This window comes from Streptomyces xingningensis, assembly GCF_054957865.1.
In genome coordinates this window covers 33,097-50,088 of record NZ_JBDJPF010000007.1, presented here as the reverse complement: position 1 = coordinate 50,088, position 16,992 = coordinate 33,097, and the positions used below count along the sequence as shown (strand labels likewise).

Genomic DNA, 16,992 nt, shown 5'->3' with positions numbered 1-16,992 from the left:
TCTCTAGAAGAAGCGCGGATCGTCGAAGGCGCCACTGGCGACCAGGTAGACATAGAAGTCGGCCACCGCCACGCTCACCAGGGAGGCCCAGGCGAGCAGCATGTGACGGGCGTTCAGCCTGCTGACCGCGCCCCACATCCGGTACCGCACCGGGTGCTTGGAGAAGTTGCGCAGCCGGCCGCCGACGATGTGCCGGCAGGAGTGGCAGGAGAGGGTGTACGCCCAGATCAGTGTGATGTTGGCCAGCAGGACCAGGGTGCCCAGGCCCATATGGCCCCAGTTGCCGTGCTCGTCGCGGAAGCCGAGGGCGGCGTCATAGGTGAGGATGCCCGCGACGACCAGCGCGAAGTAGAAGAAGTAGCGGTGGATGTTCTGCAGGATCAGCGGGAAGCGGGTCTCGCCGGTGTACTTGGCGTGGGGCTCGGCGACCGCGCAGGCCGGGGGCGAGGCCCAGAAGCCCCGGTAGTAGGCCTTGCGGTAGTAGTAGCAGGTCAGCCGGAAGCCCAGCGGGAAGATCAGGACCAGCAGCGCGGGTGACAGGCTCCACCAGGAGCCGAAGAGGTGCCAGTCGGCGCCACCCTTCATCGGCTCGCAGTTCTCCGCGAGGCAGGGGGAGTAGAAGGGCGAGACATAGGGGGCGGCGTAGTAGTCGCCGTTGGCGAAGGCGCGCCAGGTGGAGTAGACGACGAACGTGAGCAGCCCGGCCGCGGTGCCGGCGGGCGCCAGCCACCAGCGGTCCCGCCGCAGGTGCCGGGCCGGGATCGCGGCCCGGGAGCGGTGGTGGACGCCGCCGGGGGCCGGGGCGGTGGTTCTTGGATCGGTTCCAGTGGCCAAGGGGGACTCCGGGAGGAGTGGGGGTGAGGTGGTGTCTCCCAGCGGTGGCCGGGGGAGGGGCGGGGGGCGGAAGCGGAACTAGGGCGCACGCCGGTCGCGGGAGCCCAGCCCCTCGTCGTCGGCGTCCTTCCACAGCGAGGCGTCATAGGGGGCGTCCGGGACCGGCACCATCGGTGGGCGGGGCCGCTCGGTGGGCGAGTTCTCCCGCAGCAGGGAGTAGCTCTCGCGCAGATGACCGGCGTCGGAACGCATCCGCCGCAGCTCCACATTGTCGCGGCTCAGGTCTCGCTCAAGGCGGCCGAGCGAGCGGTCCAGATCGTCCAGGCAGCGCTGAACTGCCGTCAAGTCGTCGTTCAAGGACATGATTTGTCCTCACTTCCGCGGATCGGCGGTTGCGGGTGGCGACCGTGATGCGACTGAGAGTGTCGCGCGTCACACCCCTTCAGGGGAAGATAGCCGTCGCGATCGCGCGGTCATGGACGCATTCACCCGCATGCCCTACGCCCGTGGAAACCTTCCTCCAGGTGGGTGGCGTGCGCATCGGCGGCGCCGTGTCGGCACCCCTTCGCGGAGGCCGTCGCCTTCAGTGGTCGGCAGGAGAAATGCGATCAGCGGCGGAATACGCCGACCGTGAACGATCCGGGAACGATCCGGCCCGGGCCCGGGCCGTCCGGCGGAGGTGTCGCCCATGTCCATCCGCACGATTCCAACGCGCCGCCCCGCCGCCCTGCTCGCCGCGGCGCTGCTCGGGCTGCCGGCCCTGGCCGGCTGCGGATCCGGTGCCGGGGGCGATGCCGACAACGCGGGCGCCCCGCAGGACATCGCGGCCACCCCGCGCGCGAAGATCGCCGACAAGGGCACCCTGACCTGGGCGGTGAACGCACTGCCCGGCACCCTCAACACCTTCCAGGCCGATGCGGACGCGGTGACCCAGCAGGTCGCCACCGCGGTGCTGCCCACCCTGTTCACCCTGGACCGGCACGGCCGCCCCCAGCGCGACCCCGACTATCTGACCTCCGCCAAGGTCGAGCAGCGCGAGCCGCACCAGGTGGTGGTCTACCGGCTCAACCCCGGCGCCGTGTGGAGCAATGGAAAGCCCGTCACCGCCGCGGACTTCGAGGCCCAGTGGAAGGCGCTGCGCGGCAGGGACAGCGCCTACTGGACGGCCCGCAACGCCGGTTACGAACGGATCGACCGGGTCGAGCGGGGCGCGGACGCCCATGAGGTCAGGGTCACCTTCGCCAAGCCCTATACGGACTGGGCCGCGCTCTTCACACCGCTCTACCCCAAGTCCGTGATGGGCAGCGGGAACTCCTTCAACGACTCGGCACGCAAGGAACTGGCGCTCGCGGCCGGCCCGTTCAAGGTCGGCGAGCGCGATGACGCACAGGGCACGCTCACCCTGGAACGCAACCCCAAGTGGTGGGGGGACCGGGCCAAGCTGGACAAGCTCGTGCTGCGCGCGGTGCCCGGCGACCAGCGGGCCGATGCGCTGGCGGCCGGGCGGCTCGACCTGGCCGAGGTCACCCCCGCGGTGGCCGGCCGGATCACCCAGGCCAACGCGCCCGGGAAGAAGGACAACGCGGACGGTGCCAACCGGCCCCCCAAGGCCGCCTCGCTGCATGCGCTGGCCGTACGCAAGTCCCTGGAGCCCGTCTACACCCAGCTCGCCCTCAACGGTGCCTCCGGCCCGCTCTCCGATGAACGAGTGCGCCGGGCGATCGCCCGGGCCGTGGACCGCAAGGCCCTCGCCGGGCAGGTGCTGAAACCCCTGGGCCTGCCCGACCGGCCGCTGGGCAGCCATGTGCTGATGGCCGGGCAGCAGGGATACGAGGACAACAGCGACGCCATCGGCTCGTTCGACCCCCAGGCGGCCCGGTCGCTGCTCACCGAAGCGGGCTGGAAGGAAGGGGAGGAACACGGTGGCACGCACGGCAGGCCGGCCGAGGCGGCGGCGGGGGTGCGTACCGCTCCGCGGGCCCTGCGCGGAACCGACGAGGAGGGGGACGACTCCATCGCGCGGGGCGAACCGGAGCGGGACGTGCCGGAGAACCTGGTCGGCGACGGCGCCGCCGGACCCGATGACAAGGGAGCCCGGGAGTCCGGGACCGCCTCGACCCCCGCCCGGTTCAAGGACGGCAAGAAGCTGACCCTCCGCTTCGTCCTGCCGAAGGGCGCGGACGCCGAGCCGCTGCGCGAGGTCGGCGACCGGATCGCCCGGCAGCTGGACGCCATCGGCGTCCGCACCGAGATCACCAAGGTGGAGGACGCCGGGTTCTTCAAGGACCACATCGCGGCCGGCGACTTCGACTTGGCCCTCTACTCCTGGCCCGCCGGCGCCTTCCCGGTCACCGACGCCCGGCCGATCTTCGCCAAGCCGCAGCCCGCCGCCGACGGCTCGCTCCAGGTGGAGCAGAACTACACCCGGGTCGGCACGGACCAGATCGACCAGCTCTTCGAGCAGGCCTCCACCGAACTCGACGCCGACGCCGCCCATGACCTGGTGGTGCGCGCGGACGCCCGGATCTGGGCCGCGGCCGCCTCCATCCCGCTCTATCAGCGGCCCCAGCTGATGGCCACCCGCCGGACCGTGGCCAACGCCGGCGCCTTCGGGCTGGCGACCCCCCGCTACCAGGACCTGGGCTTCTTGAAATAAGCTCGACCTGCTGTCCTTATTTCAAGAAGAACCGCAGGTCAGCGTGGGTGTGAGCGGCCTGCGGCGGCCATAGTCGGCGCGGCCCCGTACCATGGACTGAGGCCGTGGCTTGATCTGCCCGGCGGGCGCGTGTACCGGACCGTACGCGCCGCCATCCACGATTCCGGGAGAAGCGCCGCAAGTATGCCCACGCGCAACGACATCCGTAACGTCGCCATTGTCGCCCACGTCGACCACGGCAAGACGACCCTGGTCGACGCCATGCTCAAGCAGGCCGGCGCCTTCGCCGCCCACCAGCACGTGGACGACCGGGTGATGGACTCCAACGACCTGGAGCGCGAGAAGGGCATCACCATTCTCGCGAAGAACACCGCGGTCAAGTACCACCCCAAGGAGGGTGGCGAACCGATCACCATCAACATCATCGACACCCCCGGCCACGCCGACTTCGGTGGCGAGGTCGAGCGCGGCCTGTCGATGGTGGACGCGGTGGTGCTCCTGGTGGACGCCTCCGAGGGCCCGCTGCCGCAGACCCGCTTCGTACTCCGCAAGGCCCTCGCGGCCCGGATGCCGGTCATCCTGTGCATCAACAAGACGGACCGCCCGGACTCCCGCATCGACGAGGTCGTCAACGAGACCTATGACCTCTTCCTGGACCTGGACGCGGACGAGGACCAGATCGAGTTCCCGATCGTCTACGCCTGCGCCCGCGACGGCGTCGCCTCGCTGAACAAGCCGGAGGACGGCACCGTCCCGGCCGACAGCGACAGCCTGGAGCCCTTCTTCTCCACGCTGCTCGCGCACGTCCCGGCCCCGTCCTATGACGACGAGGCCCCGCTGCAGGCCCATGTCACCAACCTGGACGCCGACAACTTCCTCGGCCGCATCGCGCTGCTCCGCGTCGAGCAGGGCGAGCTGCGCAAGGGCCAGACGGTGGCCTGGATCAAGCGCGACGGCTCGGTCTCCAATGTCCGCATCACCGAGCTGATGATGACCGAGGCGCTCACCCGCAAGCCGGCCGAGAAGGCGGGCCCGGGCGACATCTGCGCGGTGGCCGGCATCCCGGACATCATGATCGGCGAGACCCTGGCCGACCCGGAGAACCCGGTCGCCCTGCCGCTGATCACGGTCGACGAGCCCGCGATCTCCATGACCATCGGCACCAACACCTCGCCGCTGGTCGGCCGGGGCGCCACCGGCAAGGGCGCGGACAACAAGGCCGCCGTCAAGGACCGCAAGGTCACCGCCCGCCAGGTCAAGGACCGGCTGGACCGCGAGCTGATCGGCAATGTCTCGCTCCGGGTGCTGGACACCGGGCGCCCGGACGCCTGGGAGGTCCAGGGCCGTGGCGAGCTGGCGCTGGCCATCCTGGTCGAGCAGATGCGCCGGGAGGGCTTCGAGCTGACCATCGGCAAGCCGCAGGTCGTCACCAAGCAGGTCGACGGCAAGACCTACGAGCCGGTCGAGCGCATGACCATCGACGTGCCCGAGGAGCACATGGGCCCGGTCACCCAGCTCATGGGCGTCCGCAAGGGCCGGATGGACAACATGTCCAACCACGGCTCCGGTTGGGTCCGCATGGAGTTCGTCGTCCCGTCCCGTGGCCTGATCGGCTTCCGTACCGAGTTCCTCACCAACACCCGCGGCACCGGCATCGCCCACTCCATCCACGAGGGCCACGAGCCGTGGTTCGGCGAGCTGAAGACCCGCAACAACGGCTCGCTGGTCGCCGACCGCTCCGGTGCCGTCACCGCCTTCGCGATGACCAACCTCCAGGAGCGCGGTGTGCTCTTCACCGACCCGGGCACCGAGGTGTACGAGGGCATGATCGTCGGCGAGAACTCGCGCGCCGACGACATGGACGTCAACATCACCAAGGAGAAGAAGCTCACCAACATGCGCTCCTCCTCGGCCGACTCGTTCGAGGCGATCGTGCCGCCGCGCAAGCTGTCGCTGGAGCAGTCCCTGGAGTTCTGCCGCGACGACGAATGCGTCGAGGTGACCCCGGAGGCGGTCCGCATCCGCAAGGTCGTCCTGGACCAGAAGGAGCGCGGTCGCACTGCCTCCCGCGCCAAGCACGGCTGAGCCTTTGCAGTACCCGACAGGCCCGGTGTCTCCGCGAACTCGCGGAGGCGCCGGGCCTTTGGCGTGGGTGTCCGGATAACGGACAGTCAAATCCGGTTGTTGGCTCAACAGCCCGTTTCGTTACTGTCTGTCTGGATGGTGTTTGTCCGGATTTCGGGTATGCGTCTGTGATCGATGTGACCAAAGCGAGACCCTTTAAGTGTGGTTTACCGCGCGGACGTGCTCAATAGTGGGGCCATTAGCTCGGGTCAATGGGTCACGCGCTGTGGGGGGGGGGCGTCGACTCTCGAGCCTTGGGGGCTGACTGCTCACCTGTCAGGGGTGTCAGTGCGCAGTCGGCTCCTTCTCTGTAGTTGGACTCATGAGGAGGCAGTTCCATGCGCGGTGCCAAGAGCGCCACCTGGATCGCAGGTGCGATAACCGTGGCTCTGGCGGCCACAGCGTGCGGGTCGGACAAGAAGGACGATTCTTCTGGTTCTGGTGGGGGCGGGAAGGCGAACGCCGCCGGCACCTACACCTACCAGAACTCCGAGCCGCAGTTCCCGCTTCAGCCGGCGAACGCCAACGAAACCGGCGGCGGACGCGTCCTCATGAACATCTTCCGTGGGCTGACCCAGTACGACCCCAAGGACGGGTCGCTGAAGATGATGGTTGCGGACAAGATCGAGACCAAGGACTCGCAGCACTACACCATCACCCTGAAGAGCGGCTGGAAATTCCAGAACGGCGAGGCGGTCACTTCCAAGTCCTTCGTGGACACCTGGAACTGGGGCGCCAACGTCAAGAACAACCAGATCAACGCCTCCTGGTTCTCGGACATCAAGGGTTATGACGACGTCCACCCGGAGAAGGGCGACCCCAAGGCCGACAAGATGTCGGGCCTGGTGGTCAAGGACGACAAGACCTTCACCGTCGAGCTGAACCAGCCGGTGGCGTACTGGCAGTACCGGACGGGCTACCCCGCCCTCTCCCCGGCGCCGACGGCGCTCATCAAGGACCCCAAGGCCTTTGGTGAGCACCCGATCGGCAACGGTCCCTACCAGCTGGACAAGTGGGACCACAACAGCCAGATCTCGATGAAGAAGTTCGACGGGTACTCGGGTCCGGACAAGGCCAAGAACGGCGGCGTGACCTTCAAGTTCTACAACAAGCCCGAGGGCGCCTACGCCGACCTCCAGTCGGGCAACCTGGACGTGATCGACCAGGTGCCGCCGTCCAGCCTCGCCAAGTACAAGACCGACCTGGGCGACCGCGCCGTGGACCAGCCGATGGCCACCGTCCAGATCATCGGCTTCCCGATGTACGACAAGGCCTGGGCCGACCCCAAGAAGGCCAAGGTCCGCCAGGGCATCTCGATGGCCATCGACCGGGCCACCATCGGCAAGACGGTGCTCCAGGGCTCCCGTGAGCCCGCCACCGGCTACACCACCCCGGGCATCCTCGGCCACGACGACAACGCCAAGCCGGACGTCCTGCAGTACAACCCGGAGAAGGCCAAGCAGCTCATCCAGGAGGGCGGCGGCGTCCCGGGCGGCAAGGTCACCCTGCTCTACAACAGCGACCTCGGCCACAAGCCGTGGGTCGACGCGGTGTGCAACTCCATCACCAAGGCGACCGGGGTGCCCTGTGAGGGCAACCCCAAGCCCGACATGAAGACTGCGCGTTCCCTGATCACGGGCAAGAAGTTCACCGACGCCAACATGTTCCGCATGGCCTGGCAGGCGGACTTCCCGCACATCGCGAACTTCCTCGTGGACACGTACCGCAAGGGTGCCTCCGCCAACGACACGGGCTACGACAGCCCGGAATTCAACAAGCTGGCGGCGGAGGCCGACAAGGCCAAGACCCCTGAAGAGTCGGCCAAGATGTACCACAAGGCCGAGGAGCTCCTCCTCCAGGACATGCCGTCGATTCCGCTGTGGAACTACAAGGAGAACGGCGGCTACTCCAAGAACGTCAAGAACGTGACGTACGACTGGATCGGTGACCCGATCTGGACCGATGTCGAGGTCACCAAGTAAGTCACCCTGACGTTCCGTCCGTTCGGCGGTTTTCCTCGCCGAGGACGTTAGACCGGTCGCGCGCCGGGCGGCCGGAGACCCGTAACGGGACCCTCCGGCCGCCGTCGCGCAGATCGCATTATTGGAGGCACGATGGGGCGTTATATTCTGCGACGCCTGCTCCAGATGATCCCGGTGTTCATCGGCACCACGTTGATCATCTTCCTTGCGGTGTACGCCCTTCCCGGCGACCCCGTGAAGGCACTGTTCGGCGACAAGGCGGCCGACCCCGCCACGGTCGCCAATCTCAAGCACCAGTACGGGCTCGACAAATCGCTGGTCGAGCAGTACTGGACCTACTTGAGCAATCTGTTCAAGGGGGACCTCGGCATGAGCTTCCAGCAGCGCGAGGTGTCCGACATCCTGGGCGAGGTCATTCCCGTCACCATCAAGCTGGCGCTGGTGGCGTTTGTGCTGGAAGCGGTGTTCGGCATCGGCCTGGGCATGCTCACCGGGCTGCGGCGCGGCAAGTTTGTGGACCAAGTCGTCCTGATCTTCTCCCTGTTGGTGATCTCGGTGCCGATCTTCGTCATCGGCTACCTTGCGCAGGTGTACGTCGGCACCAAGTGGGGGATCGTCGATCCCACGGTCACCGACTCCAATGACCTCTCGCAGCTGCTGGTGCCCGGCATGGTGCTCGGCGCGATCTCCCTCGCCTATGTCTCCCGGCTCACCCGGACCAGCGTCATGGAGAACGTCCGCGCCGACTACATCCGCACCGCGGTCGCCAAGGGCCTGCCGCGCCGCCGGGTGCTCGGCATCCACCTGATGCGCAACTCGCTGATTCCCGTGGTGACTTTCCTCGGTACCGACCTCGGTGCCCTGATGGGCGGCGCGATCGTCACCGAGGGAATCTTCAACGTCAAGGGCATCGGCAACGCGCTCTACAAGGGCATCACCGGGGCCGACGGCCCGCTGGTGGTCGGGGCGGTGACCTTCCTGGTCGTCGTCTACCTGGTCGCGAGCCTGCTGGTCGACCTCCTCTATGCCGTTCTGGACCCGAGGATCCGCTATGCCTGACACCATCACCAAGGAGCAGGAGCCGCAAGCTCCGGGTACGCCCCAGGCCGGCGACACCAAGGTCAAGAAGGAAGCCTCCGGCAGCCTCTGGGCCAACGCCTGGCGGGATCTGCGCCGGCGGCCGGTGTTCATCATCTCCGCCGTGATCATCCTGCTGCTGCTGGCCATCTCCTTCTTCCCGGGCTGGTTCACCGACACCGACCCCAAGCCCGGCGACCTCTCGCACTACCTGGAGGGGCCGCACTGGAGCCATGTCTTCGACGGCGACTGGTTCGGCTATGACGTCCAGGGCCACAGCATCTACGCGCGTGTCATCTACGGCGCCCGGGCGTCGATCATCGTCGGTGTGGTCACCACCCTGATCGTCACCGTGCTCGGCGGCCTGGTGGGCATGCTCGCCGGTTACTACGGCGGCTGGCTGGACGCCCTGCTGTCCCGGCTCACCGACATCTTCGCGGGCATTCCGATCCTGCTGGGCTCCCTGGTGATCCTGCAGGCCTTCACCGGCCGTACGGCCTGGGTCGTCGCCGCCGCCATCGGCGCCCTGGGCTGGACCCAGATCGCCCGTGTGATGCGCGGTGCGGTGATCACCGTCAAGCAGGCGGACTATGTCCAGGCCGCCCGCGCCCTGGGCGCGGGTGACGGCCGGATCCTGTTCAAGCACATCCTGCCGAACGCCATCGCGCCGGTGATCGTCGTGGCCACCATCTCGCTGGGCATGTACATCTCGCTCGAGGCGACCCTGTCCTACCTGGGCATCGGCATCCAGGACGGCATCTCCTGGGGCGCCGACATCAACGCCGGCTCCGAGCAGATCCGTAACGCGCTGCACGTCCTGCTGTTCCCGGCGGGCTTCCTCAGCGTGACCGTGCTGGCCTTCATCATGCTCGGCGACGCGGTGCGCGACGCCCTCGACCCCAAGCTGCGCTGAGGGAGGCGTACGTGACCACCACCACCGAGAAATCCGCGAACGTCCCCGAGCAGAAGGGGGAGAAGAGCGCTCCGCTGCTCGAAGTCCGTGACCTGCATGTGGAGTTCCACACCCGGGACGGCGTCGCCAAGGCCGTCAATGGCGTCAACTACTCCGTCAGCGCGGGCGAGACGCTGGCCGTGCTCGGCGAGTCCGGGTCCGGCAAGTCGGTGACCGCGCAGGCCATCATGGGCATCCTGGACATGCCGCCGGGGCGGATCCCCAAGGGGGAGATCCTCTTCCGCGGCCAGGACATGCTCAAGATGTCCGCCGAGGAGCGCCGGAAGATCCGCGGCGCCAAGATCGCCATGATCTTCCAGGACGCGCTGTCCTCGCTGAACCCGGTGCTCTCCGTCGGCTACCAGCTCGGCGAGATGTTCCGGGTGCACCAGGGCATGTCCAAGAAGGACGCCAAGGCCAAGGCCATCGAGCTGATGGACCGGGTGCGCATCCCGGCCGCCAAGGAGCGGGTGAGCGACTATCCGCACCAGTTCTCCGGCGGCATGCGCCAGCGCATCATGATCGCGATGGCGCTGGCCCTGGAGCCGGACCTGATCATCGCGGACGAGCCGACCACCGCCCTGGACGTCACCGTCCAGGCCCAGGTGATGGACCTGCTGGCCGAGCTCCAGCGCGAGTTCAACATGGGCCTGATCCTGATCACCCACGACCTGGGTGTGGTGGCCGATGTCGCCGACAAGATCGCGGTGATGTACGCGGGCCGGATCGTGGAGACCGCGCCGGTGCACGAGATCTACAAGCGCCCGGCCCACCCCTACACCCGGGGCCTGCTGGACTCCATCCCGCGCCTGGACCAGAAGGGCCAGGAACTCTTCGCGATCAAGGGTCTGCCGCCCAACCTGCTGAAGATCCCGGCCGGTTGTGCGTTCAACCCGCGCTGCACCAGGGCGCAGGACACCTGCCGCTCGGAGATCCCCGAGCTGCACCAGGTCACCGAGCGGGACGGCACGGCACTGCCGGGCCGGGGCAGCGCATGCCACTTCTGGAAGGAGACGATCCATGGCTGAGAAAGCTGAGAAGGCTGAGAAGGCCGCCGAGCAGGGGCCGAACGTCTCCGAGGTCAAGGAGAGCGACGCCAGCACCACCGCCGAGGTCGAGGCCGTCCTGGACGCCCCGGTCGAGCGCGGCGAACCGATCCTCCAAGTCCGCAACCTGGTCAAGCACTTCCCGCTGACCCAGGGCGTCCTGTTCAAGAAGCAGGTCGGCGCGGTCAAGGCGGTCGACGGCATCTCCTTTGACCTCTACCAGGGCGAGACGCTGGGCATCGTGGGCGAGTCCGGCTGTGGCAAGTCCACGGTCGCCAAGCTGCTGATGACCCTGGAAAAGGCCACTGCCGGCGAGGTCTTCTACAAGGGCCAGGACATCACCAAGCTGTCCGGGCGGGCCCTGAAGGCCGTCCGCCGTAATATCCAGATGGTGTTCCAGGACCCCTACACCTCGCTCAACCCCCGGATGACGGTGGGCGACATCATCGGCGAACCCTTCGACATCCACCCCGAGGTGGCACCCAAGGGCGACCGCCGCAAGAAGGTCCAGGAACTGCTGGACGTCGTCGGCCTCAACCCGGAGTACATCACCCGCTATCCGCACCAGTTCTCCGGCGGCCAGCGGCAGCGCATCGGCATCGCGCGCGGTCTCGCCCTCAACCCCGAGATCATCATCTGCGACGAGCCGGTCTCGGCGCTGGACGTCTCCGTGCAGGCGCAGGTCATCAACCTGATGGAGCGCCTCCAGGACGAGTTCAACCTCTCCTACATCTTCATCGCGCACGACCTGTCCATCGTCCGGCACATCTCCGACCGGGTCGGCGTGATGTACCTGGGCAAGATGGCCGAAATCGGTTCGGACACCGAGATCTACGACCACCCGACCCACCCCTACACCCAGGCCCTGCTCTCCGCGGTCCCCGTCCCGGACCCCGAGGCCCGCGAGGGCCGTGAGCGCATCATCCTCACCGGTGACGTCCCCTCCCCGGCCAACCCGCCGTCCGGCTGCCGCTTCCGCACCCGCTGCTGGAAGGCACAGGACAAGTGCGCCGAGGAGATCCCGCTGCTGGCGGTGCCGGAGGTCTTCGCGAGCAAGAAGACTCCGGCGGCACATGAGTCGGCATGCCACTTCGCGGAGGAGAAGGACGTGGTCCACGCGGCGTAGGGGTTGCCGCGCGCAGTGAACGACGGGGGCGCCCGGGCCGGTTGGCCGGGGCGCCCCCGTCGTATGCGGTTCGCGTCGATCTTCTCGCGGTGCCGGTGCGGCCGTTCAGGTGCCGGCCCGGCCGATGTGCTCGATGTGCAGGGTGCGGGCGTCTGGGTCGACGCGATAGAGGATGCGCCAGGGCCCATGCCGAAGCCGTCGGTGATCGGTGCCCCAGGGGCGGGACTCCTCGGGCCGGGGGTTCTCGGCAAGCCGGTCGGCAGCCCGGAGGAGGGCGTCAACACCGCTGGGGTCGTCTTTGAGGTGTCCGGCAGCGGAGTTGAGGGCCGTTGGTTCCCAGAGGACCTGCCAGGTCACTCGCCCCTCCCCGCGGCCTCGAGCAGGATGCGGCGCGCCTCGTCGTGAGGGATGGGCGCCTCGGTACGGCCGAGGGCTCGATCGCGCTCAAGGCGGGCGAGAGCGAGGGCATCCTCAAGGTCTTCGAGCTCGGCCGGGGAGATGAGGACCGCGGTGGGGACACCGCGGTCGGTCAGGGTGATGTGTTCGTGCTGGGCGGCTCGGCGGGCCAGGTCGCCGAGCTTGCCCCGCGCTTCGGCAATGGGGTATGTAGTCGACATGCATCTAGTGTACAGATGCATTACAGTTTGCCGCCCACCCTTCTGCCCGTATGGTCCTGGGCGTGAGCGATGAGCGTGTCACGAGGACGACGCCTCCGGTGAGGAGGGCGACCTCACACTCTCAAGCCACCAGCAGTGCCATGTCCCAGTCCGCGTGGGCGCGCCCGCCGTGGGTGTAGGCGTCCAGGGTCAGGAGGGTGCCGGTCGCGCCCGCGAGGAAGCCGGGGGCGTCGGCGCCTTCGGAGGCGCCGGTGAAGGAGGAGCGGAAGCCGAACCGGTTGCTCTCCTTGAACTGGGCGAGCGTCAGGTCGGCGAGCCGGTCCCGGGTGTGGAGCAGCCGTTGGTCATCGATGTGCCCGGCCAGCAGCCCGAAGAGGTGGAGCAGCCCGCCCCATCCGTGGCACAGGCCCGCGTCCTCGACGCCCCAGGCGGCCGGCGGGCGGTCGAGCAGCGGGAGCAGGGAGCGGTGGGCCAGGTCGTGCCAGTCGGGGCGGTCCAGGGCCAGGGCCGCGAGCTGGACGGCGCGGGAGAGTCCGGGGGCGCCGTAGCACCAGGACGGGCGTTTCCACGGCAGTTCCAGGGCGTCGGGACCGGCGGCCCAGGCGTCCAGGGAGAGGAAGTCGGGCCAGCGGATGCCGTCGCCGTCCGGTACGGCCCACCGCTTGAGCAACTCGACGAGGGTCTCGATGGCCGTGTGGTGTCCCTCGACTCTGATCCCGTCCCGCCAGGCCAGGGAGAGCAGGGCGAGTGGTCCGCCGATGCCATGGGACAGGCCCAGGTTGAGGTGGCCGTCGGGCAGTTCGGCCTCCCGGCCGTCCTGGGGTGCGGCCAGTGTCCACCAGCGGGGTACCGGGATGCCCCGATGGGTGATCTCGCCCTGGCTCATCTCGGTCAGGTAGTGGAGTATCAGCCGGAGTTCTGGGGCGCAGGTGTCCTGGCGGGCGAGCAACAGGCGGCCGATCCCGGTCAGGCCCCGGACGACCTCGAACTCCGCGTTGCTGGCGACCGGGGCGTCGGTGATCTCCGGGAGCATGGAGCGCACCAGGCGCCGCTGGAAGTCGTCGAACCCTTCGAGGGCGGTCCGGTAGGAGCCGGTGGCGCGATGGGCGATCAGGGTGGCGTAGGCCACCGAGCCGGGGCCGACATAGATGCCGCCGGCCGGATTGCCGCCCTGGGCGAGGGAGTCGGTGGCCCGCTTCAAGTAGGCGTGGGCGCGGGCGGTTTGCTCCGGTTCCCGGTGGGACGAGCCGCTGAAGGCGAGGGAGACCCCGGGGAATCCGCTCGCCAGGGAGAGGGCGGCCCAGATGGGGTCGTCGTCGGGCATGTCATCGGGCACCCGGGTGTCGGCGACCGTGGAGTCGGGGTCGGCGAGCCGGTCGAGCAGCAGGGTGGTGACGGCGTTCGCCTGTCGCACCGGGTCGTGGAGGAGGGTCATGCCGGTCTTCCCTTCGTGCGGTGTCCCAGGTGTTCGCGGGCGATGCCCCGCAGGATCGCGTATCCCTTGGTTTCGCGGTCCGGGTCGATGCCCAGCAGCCGGTTGTGCTGCATGTGCAGCAGTGCGGTGAGGGCGCGGTCCCGGATGGGGGTGCGGGCACCCCGGTCGTCGGTGGTGAGGGCGAGGTCTCCGTAGGCGCGGGCTTCGGGGGCCGCGGTCCACAACTGTGCGAGCGCGGGCGCGGAATGCCTCTCGCCGATGGTCCGGGCGGTCTGTCCGGGCCGTATCAGCTCTCTGGCCAGTGCCCGGTGCCGCTGGAACGAGGTGTGCCGGGGTCCCTTGAGGTAGACACGGTCGACCCAGGAGCACCAGTCCCAGTCGCCCAGTGACTCCAGCAGCAGGGCGTGGTTGACGGCGGACAGCACCTCGGCCGGGAGATCCAGCCCCCCGCGGGTCCGCAGTCCGAGCTGGTGGACGGCCGACTGGCTGTCGAGGCAGAACAGGCGCTCGGCGAGGGGGAGTGCCTCCGGGCCGCCGTAGCGGTCGGTCTCCGGCTCATACGCGTCCAGCACCAGGTGGTGGATCGCTCCGGCTTCCCGCATCGCCCGGGCGTGCCGGGCCAGGGCGGGCAGCACCCGGGAGCGCAGGGCCTCGGGTTCGCCGTGGAGCCGCAGCCGCAGATGCGCGCCCGGGTCCCGGTAACGGATGAAGAACCAGCGGTCGATGTGGTCGGCGATGTCCCGGAGCAGTGGGGGCAGCATGGTGAGCAGCAGCTCGTCCTGGCTGTCGGCGGTGGCGTATACCTTGGCGAACAGCCAGTCCTCGCCGGGCAGATGGGACGGCCCGGGCCGCTTCTTCACCGCCGTGGGAAGCGTCGCCCCGGCAGGCTCCGGGCGGGTGGGCGTCGCGCTGCGGGTCAGCGGGATCACGACCTCGGTGCTGTGCCCCCGGGCCCAGCCGAGCCCCCGCCCGGCTGCCGTGAGGTCCTCGGCGAGCATCATCCGCCGCCCGGTGCGGACCTCGTGGCGCAGCAGCGTCCGGTGCCAGGGGGCCGTGAGGTCGATGCCGAAGACCCGGTCGCCCCGGGAGACCTGTACCCGGTCCGGCACGCGGTGGCGCCGCTGCCACTCCCGTACGGCCCGGTCCCATTGCTCCGGGTCCGTGGCGGCGTCCCGCAGCCGGTGATCCGGCAGCCAGCGCGCCGGGGTGAGGGTGACCTTGCCGAAGGTCACCCGGGGCAGGGCCGGCAGCGTCTCCATCCCGCACCATTCCCATCCGGTCCAGGTCCTGTCCTGGCCGAAGGCGATGTCGGCCAGCAGTCGGACGACCTCCGGGGCCTGCCGCTCGACGTCGACCCGGTGCGGGATGACGGGCAGGACGCGGCGGCCGGTCCGCTCGTCGACCAGTCGCATGCCCGACTCCGCTATTCCGACGAGCAGTTCTCGCCAGTCGAGGTGGCCGGGGTCCGTCCGGTCCGCATAGACCCCCACCGGGATCTGGTGGGTCAGCAGCCGGGGCGTCTGGGCCATGTTCAGCGCGCGGACCGTGTGCGGACGGTAGACGACCTGGGCGGGCAGCGTCTCCTGGTCGGCGAGCTGTCCCATGAGGGACGCCAAGTCCTCGGTCATGCCGGTGAGTTCGGCGAACCGGCCGGAGGTTGCGCCGGCCGTCCAGGAGCCGGGGTATGGGCTGCAGATCAGCCTGAAGTTCCCTTCGCCGAGTGCCTGAACGCTGTCGGCCAGCAGTTGGAAGCACAATTCCAGGGACCGTGGTGGTTCGGCCGCCGACTCCCCCGGCGCGGTAGCAGCCAGCCGGTCGATCAGTTCGGGGGTGAGCCGCAGTTCGCGGTCGTCCCGCAGCAGGGCCTGTTGCACCAGTTCGGCGGTCAGCAGGCGCCGGGCGTGGGTCGGGGGGTCGCCGGCGTCCTGCCCGGAGGAGTCGTCGTCCTCCGGGCGGCCGCGGTAACCGTCCGGGAAGCCCAGGCCGCGATGCGGATCGACCAGCTCACCCAGGGGTACCAGGGTGCCGATCCCGTACTTCTCGATGAAGCGGTCGCGGTAGTCGCGCAGGTGGGCATGGGTCACCCAGTCACCCGAGATGGCCCACATCGCGGAGGCGTAGTGCCGGGCCTCCTCGGCCACGGCGCGCGGCAGTTGGATGTCCGTGTCCATGCGCAGATCGACCTGGACGGGCGGCCGGCCGGGACCGGCGGACGGTTCCACCGTCTCGATCGTCTTGAGCATCTGGTGCCAGGCCGCACCGCCCTCGCCGGGCTTGGTGTCCTGGTAGGCCCTCAGCGCCTTCCTGATCTCGCGCAGCGTTTCGGCCGCGCCTGGTATGGCGTCCACCGCCGTTTCGATGCGGTCCAGGGTCGGCCCGTCGAGGCGGAGCGGGGTGATGGAGGTGAGCAGGAAGCCGTGGGAGAGGAGTTGCGCCAGCGTGGTGTCGATGCGCTCGGGTGGCGCCTGTGGGAAGGCGCGGGACGCCTGCGCCAGCAGGTGGTCATAGCGGACGGGGCGTGCCGCGGTCTCGCGGATCCAGGAGACCAACGGGTTGTGGCGCAGTGAGATCTCCTGTCGCGCGGTGGGCAGCACCAGTCGCTCGCCCCGGGTACGGCACAGGTCGTTGATCACTACGGTGGTCCGTTGCCGGACCTCGGGCATTTGCAGCCAGTGCCGGACGCGCTCGTCCAGCCAATGGGCGTCCAGCCGGGCCAGTTTGCGTCCCGGCCCGCGGACCTCGGCCCGGGCGGTGTCGCCGATGCTCGCGGCGCTCACCCCGGCGAAGAGCCCGAAGGGGGTCGGTCTGCCGCTGATGCGCAGGGCGTAGCGGGTGACGGACAGGGCGGTGCGGGTCCGGTGGCGGGCGCTGAGTCCGGTGCCGGAGCCGGGCCCGTCGCGCCCGTCGAGCTGGTCGAGTCGGTCGGCGAAGTCGGCGCTGGCGACCTGGATCGCTTCGCGGAGCAATGGGTCGGCGGCGAGTTCCCGGGGATCCGGCATGGAACCGGCCGTTCCCAGGGTGTCGTACCTGGTCCGTGGTGCGCTTGCCATGCGGATGAGCACGGGTTCGGCGATGTCGTAGTGGTCGTCCGGCACCCCGGTTCCCCTCGTTCGGTGGCCCATGTCGGAAATGCCCGGGGGCCG

Annotated in this window: 13 protein-coding genes; 7 read left to right on the top strand and 6 right to left on the bottom strand. The window is 69.0% G+C overall.

Annotation, left to right across the window (positions count from 1 at the left end; all coding sequences use genetic code 11):
* Positions 1-3 precede the first annotated feature (3 nt).
* Positions 4-834, bottom strand: a complete 831-nt coding sequence (locus tag ABCR83_RS05880; protein WP_462693721.1) for a hypothetical protein — start codon at positions 832-834, stop codon at positions 4-6.
* Positions 835-912: 78 nt separating this feature from the next.
* The gene (locus tag ABCR83_RS05875; RefSeq protein ID WP_462693720.1) at positions 913-1,197 is read right to left on the bottom strand and encodes a hypothetical protein; all 285 of its coding nucleotides are present in this window, start codon (positions 1,195-1,197) and stop codon (positions 913-915) included.
* A 325-nt stretch (positions 1,198-1,522) separates the two neighbouring features.
* Here ABCR83_RS05875 and ABCR83_RS05870 point away from each other — a divergent pair, with 325 nt between their 5' ends.
* From ABCR83_RS05870 to ABCR83_RS05840, 7 genes are all read left to right on the top strand, one after another.
* Positions 1,523-3,490 carry an ABC transporter family substrate-binding protein gene (locus ABCR83_RS05870; RefSeq protein ID WP_462693719.1) on the top strand — a complete coding sequence of 656 codons (1,968 nt, stop codon included), beginning with the start codon at positions 1,523-1,525 and terminating at the stop codon, positions 3,488-3,490.
* Between the two features lie 183 nt (positions 3,491-3,673).
* Positions 3,674-5,575, top strand: coding sequence for a translational GTPase TypA (gene typA / locus ABCR83_RS05865; RefSeq protein ID WP_462693718.1), 1,902 nt, complete (start codon positions 3,674-3,676; stop codon positions 5,573-5,575).
* Between the two features lie 377 nt (positions 5,576-5,952).
* On the top strand, positions 5,953-7,596 hold the full coding sequence (locus tag ABCR83_RS05860) for a peptide ABC transporter substrate-binding protein (RefSeq protein ID WP_462693717.1): 1,644 nt from the start codon (positions 5,953-5,955) through the stop codon (positions 7,594-7,596).
* Between the two features lie 132 nt (positions 7,597-7,728).
* Positions 7,729-8,655 carry an ABC transporter permease gene (locus tag ABCR83_RS05855; protein WP_462693716.1) on the top strand — a complete coding sequence of 309 codons (927 nt, stop codon included), beginning with the start codon at positions 7,729-7,731 and terminating at the stop codon, positions 8,653-8,655.
* Complete coding sequence (locus ABCR83_RS05850; protein WP_462693715.1) at positions 8,648-9,586, top strand: ABC transporter permease; 939 nt, start codon at positions 8,648-8,650, stop codon at positions 9,584-9,586. Before ABCR83_RS05855 ends, ABCR83_RS05850 begins: the two co-directional genes overlap by 8 nt.
* A gap of 11 nt (positions 9,587-9,597) precedes the next feature.
* Positions 9,598-10,653 (top strand): ABC transporter ATP-binding protein, encoded by a 1,056-nt coding sequence (locus tag ABCR83_RS05845; protein ID WP_462693714.1) that lies wholly within the window; start codon positions 9,598-9,600, stop codon positions 10,651-10,653.
* Positions 10,646-11,797 (top strand): ABC transporter ATP-binding protein, encoded by a 1,152-nt coding sequence (locus ABCR83_RS05840; RefSeq protein ID WP_462693713.1) that lies wholly within the window; start codon positions 10,646-10,648, stop codon positions 11,795-11,797. Before ABCR83_RS05845 ends, ABCR83_RS05840 begins: the two co-directional genes overlap by 8 nt.
* A 105-nt stretch (positions 11,798-11,902) precedes the next feature.
* Here ABCR83_RS05840 and ABCR83_RS05835 read toward each other — a convergent pair whose 3' ends face one another.
* From ABCR83_RS05835 to ABCR83_RS05820, 4 genes are all read right to left on the bottom strand, one after another.
* Positions 11,903-12,154 (bottom strand): type II toxin-antitoxin system RelE family toxin, encoded by a 252-nt coding sequence (locus ABCR83_RS05835; protein ID WP_462693712.1) that lies wholly within the window; start codon positions 12,152-12,154, stop codon positions 11,903-11,905.
* The gene (locus ABCR83_RS05830; protein ID WP_462693711.1) at positions 12,151-12,414 is read right to left on the bottom strand and encodes a type II toxin-antitoxin system prevent-host-death family antitoxin; all 264 of its coding nucleotides are present in this window, start codon (positions 12,412-12,414) and stop codon (positions 12,151-12,153) included. The genes ABCR83_RS05835 and ABCR83_RS05830 overlap by 4 nt, the downstream gene beginning before the upstream one ends.
* Before the next feature lie 121 nt (positions 12,415-12,535).
* Positions 12,536-13,849: a lanthionine synthetase C family protein gene (locus tag ABCR83_RS05825; RefSeq protein WP_462693710.1), complete on the bottom strand. Its 1,314-nt coding sequence runs from the start codon at positions 13,847-13,849 to the stop codon at positions 12,536-12,538.
* Entirely contained in the window at positions 13,846-16,971 is a 3,126-nt protein-coding gene (locus tag ABCR83_RS05820; RefSeq protein ID WP_462693709.1) for a lantibiotic dehydratase, read from the bottom strand. The genes ABCR83_RS05825 and ABCR83_RS05820 overlap by 4 nt, the downstream gene beginning before the upstream one ends.
* Positions 16,972-16,992 lie beyond the last annotated feature (21 nt).

What these genes read in the sequence shown, in the direction of transcription:
- ABCR83_RS05875 (WP_462693720.1), bottom strand. Translation starts at nt 1,197, where the DNA reads ATGTCCTTGAACGACGACTTGACGGCAGTTCAGCGCTGCCTGGACGAT.
- ABCR83_RS05870 (WP_462693719.1), top strand. Translation starts at nt 1,523, where the DNA reads ATGTCCATCCGCACGATTCCAACGCGCCGCCCCGCCGCCCTGCTCGCC.
- typA (WP_462693718.1), top strand. Translation starts at nt 3,674, where the DNA reads ATGCCCACGCGCAACGACATCCGTAACGTCGCCATTGTCGCCCACGTC.
- ABCR83_RS05860 (WP_462693717.1), top strand. Translation starts at nt 5,953, where the DNA reads ATGCGCGGTGCCAAGAGCGCCACCTGGATCGCAGGTGCGATAACCGTG.
- ABCR83_RS05855 (WP_462693716.1), top strand. Translation starts at nt 7,729, where the DNA reads ATGGGGCGTTATATTCTGCGACGCCTGCTCCAGATGATCCCGGTGTTC.
- ABCR83_RS05850 (WP_462693715.1), top strand. Translation starts at nt 8,648, where the DNA reads ATGCCTGACACCATCACCAAGGAGCAGGAGCCGCAAGCTCCGGGTACG.
- ABCR83_RS05840 (WP_462693713.1), top strand. Translation starts at nt 10,646, where the DNA reads ATGGCTGAGAAAGCTGAGAAGGCTGAGAAGGCCGCCGAGCAGGGGCCG.
- ABCR83_RS05830 (WP_462693711.1), bottom strand. Translation starts at nt 12,414, where the DNA reads ATGTCGACTACATACCCCATTGCCGAAGCGCGGGGCAAGCTCGGCGAC.
- ABCR83_RS05825 (WP_462693710.1), bottom strand. Translation starts at nt 13,849, where the DNA reads ATGACCCTCCTCCACGACCCGGTGCGACAGGCGAACGCCGTCACCACC.
- ABCR83_RS05820 (WP_462693709.1), bottom strand. Translation starts at nt 16,971, where the DNA reads ATGGGCCACCGAACGAGGGGAACCGGGGTGCCGGACGACCACTACGAC.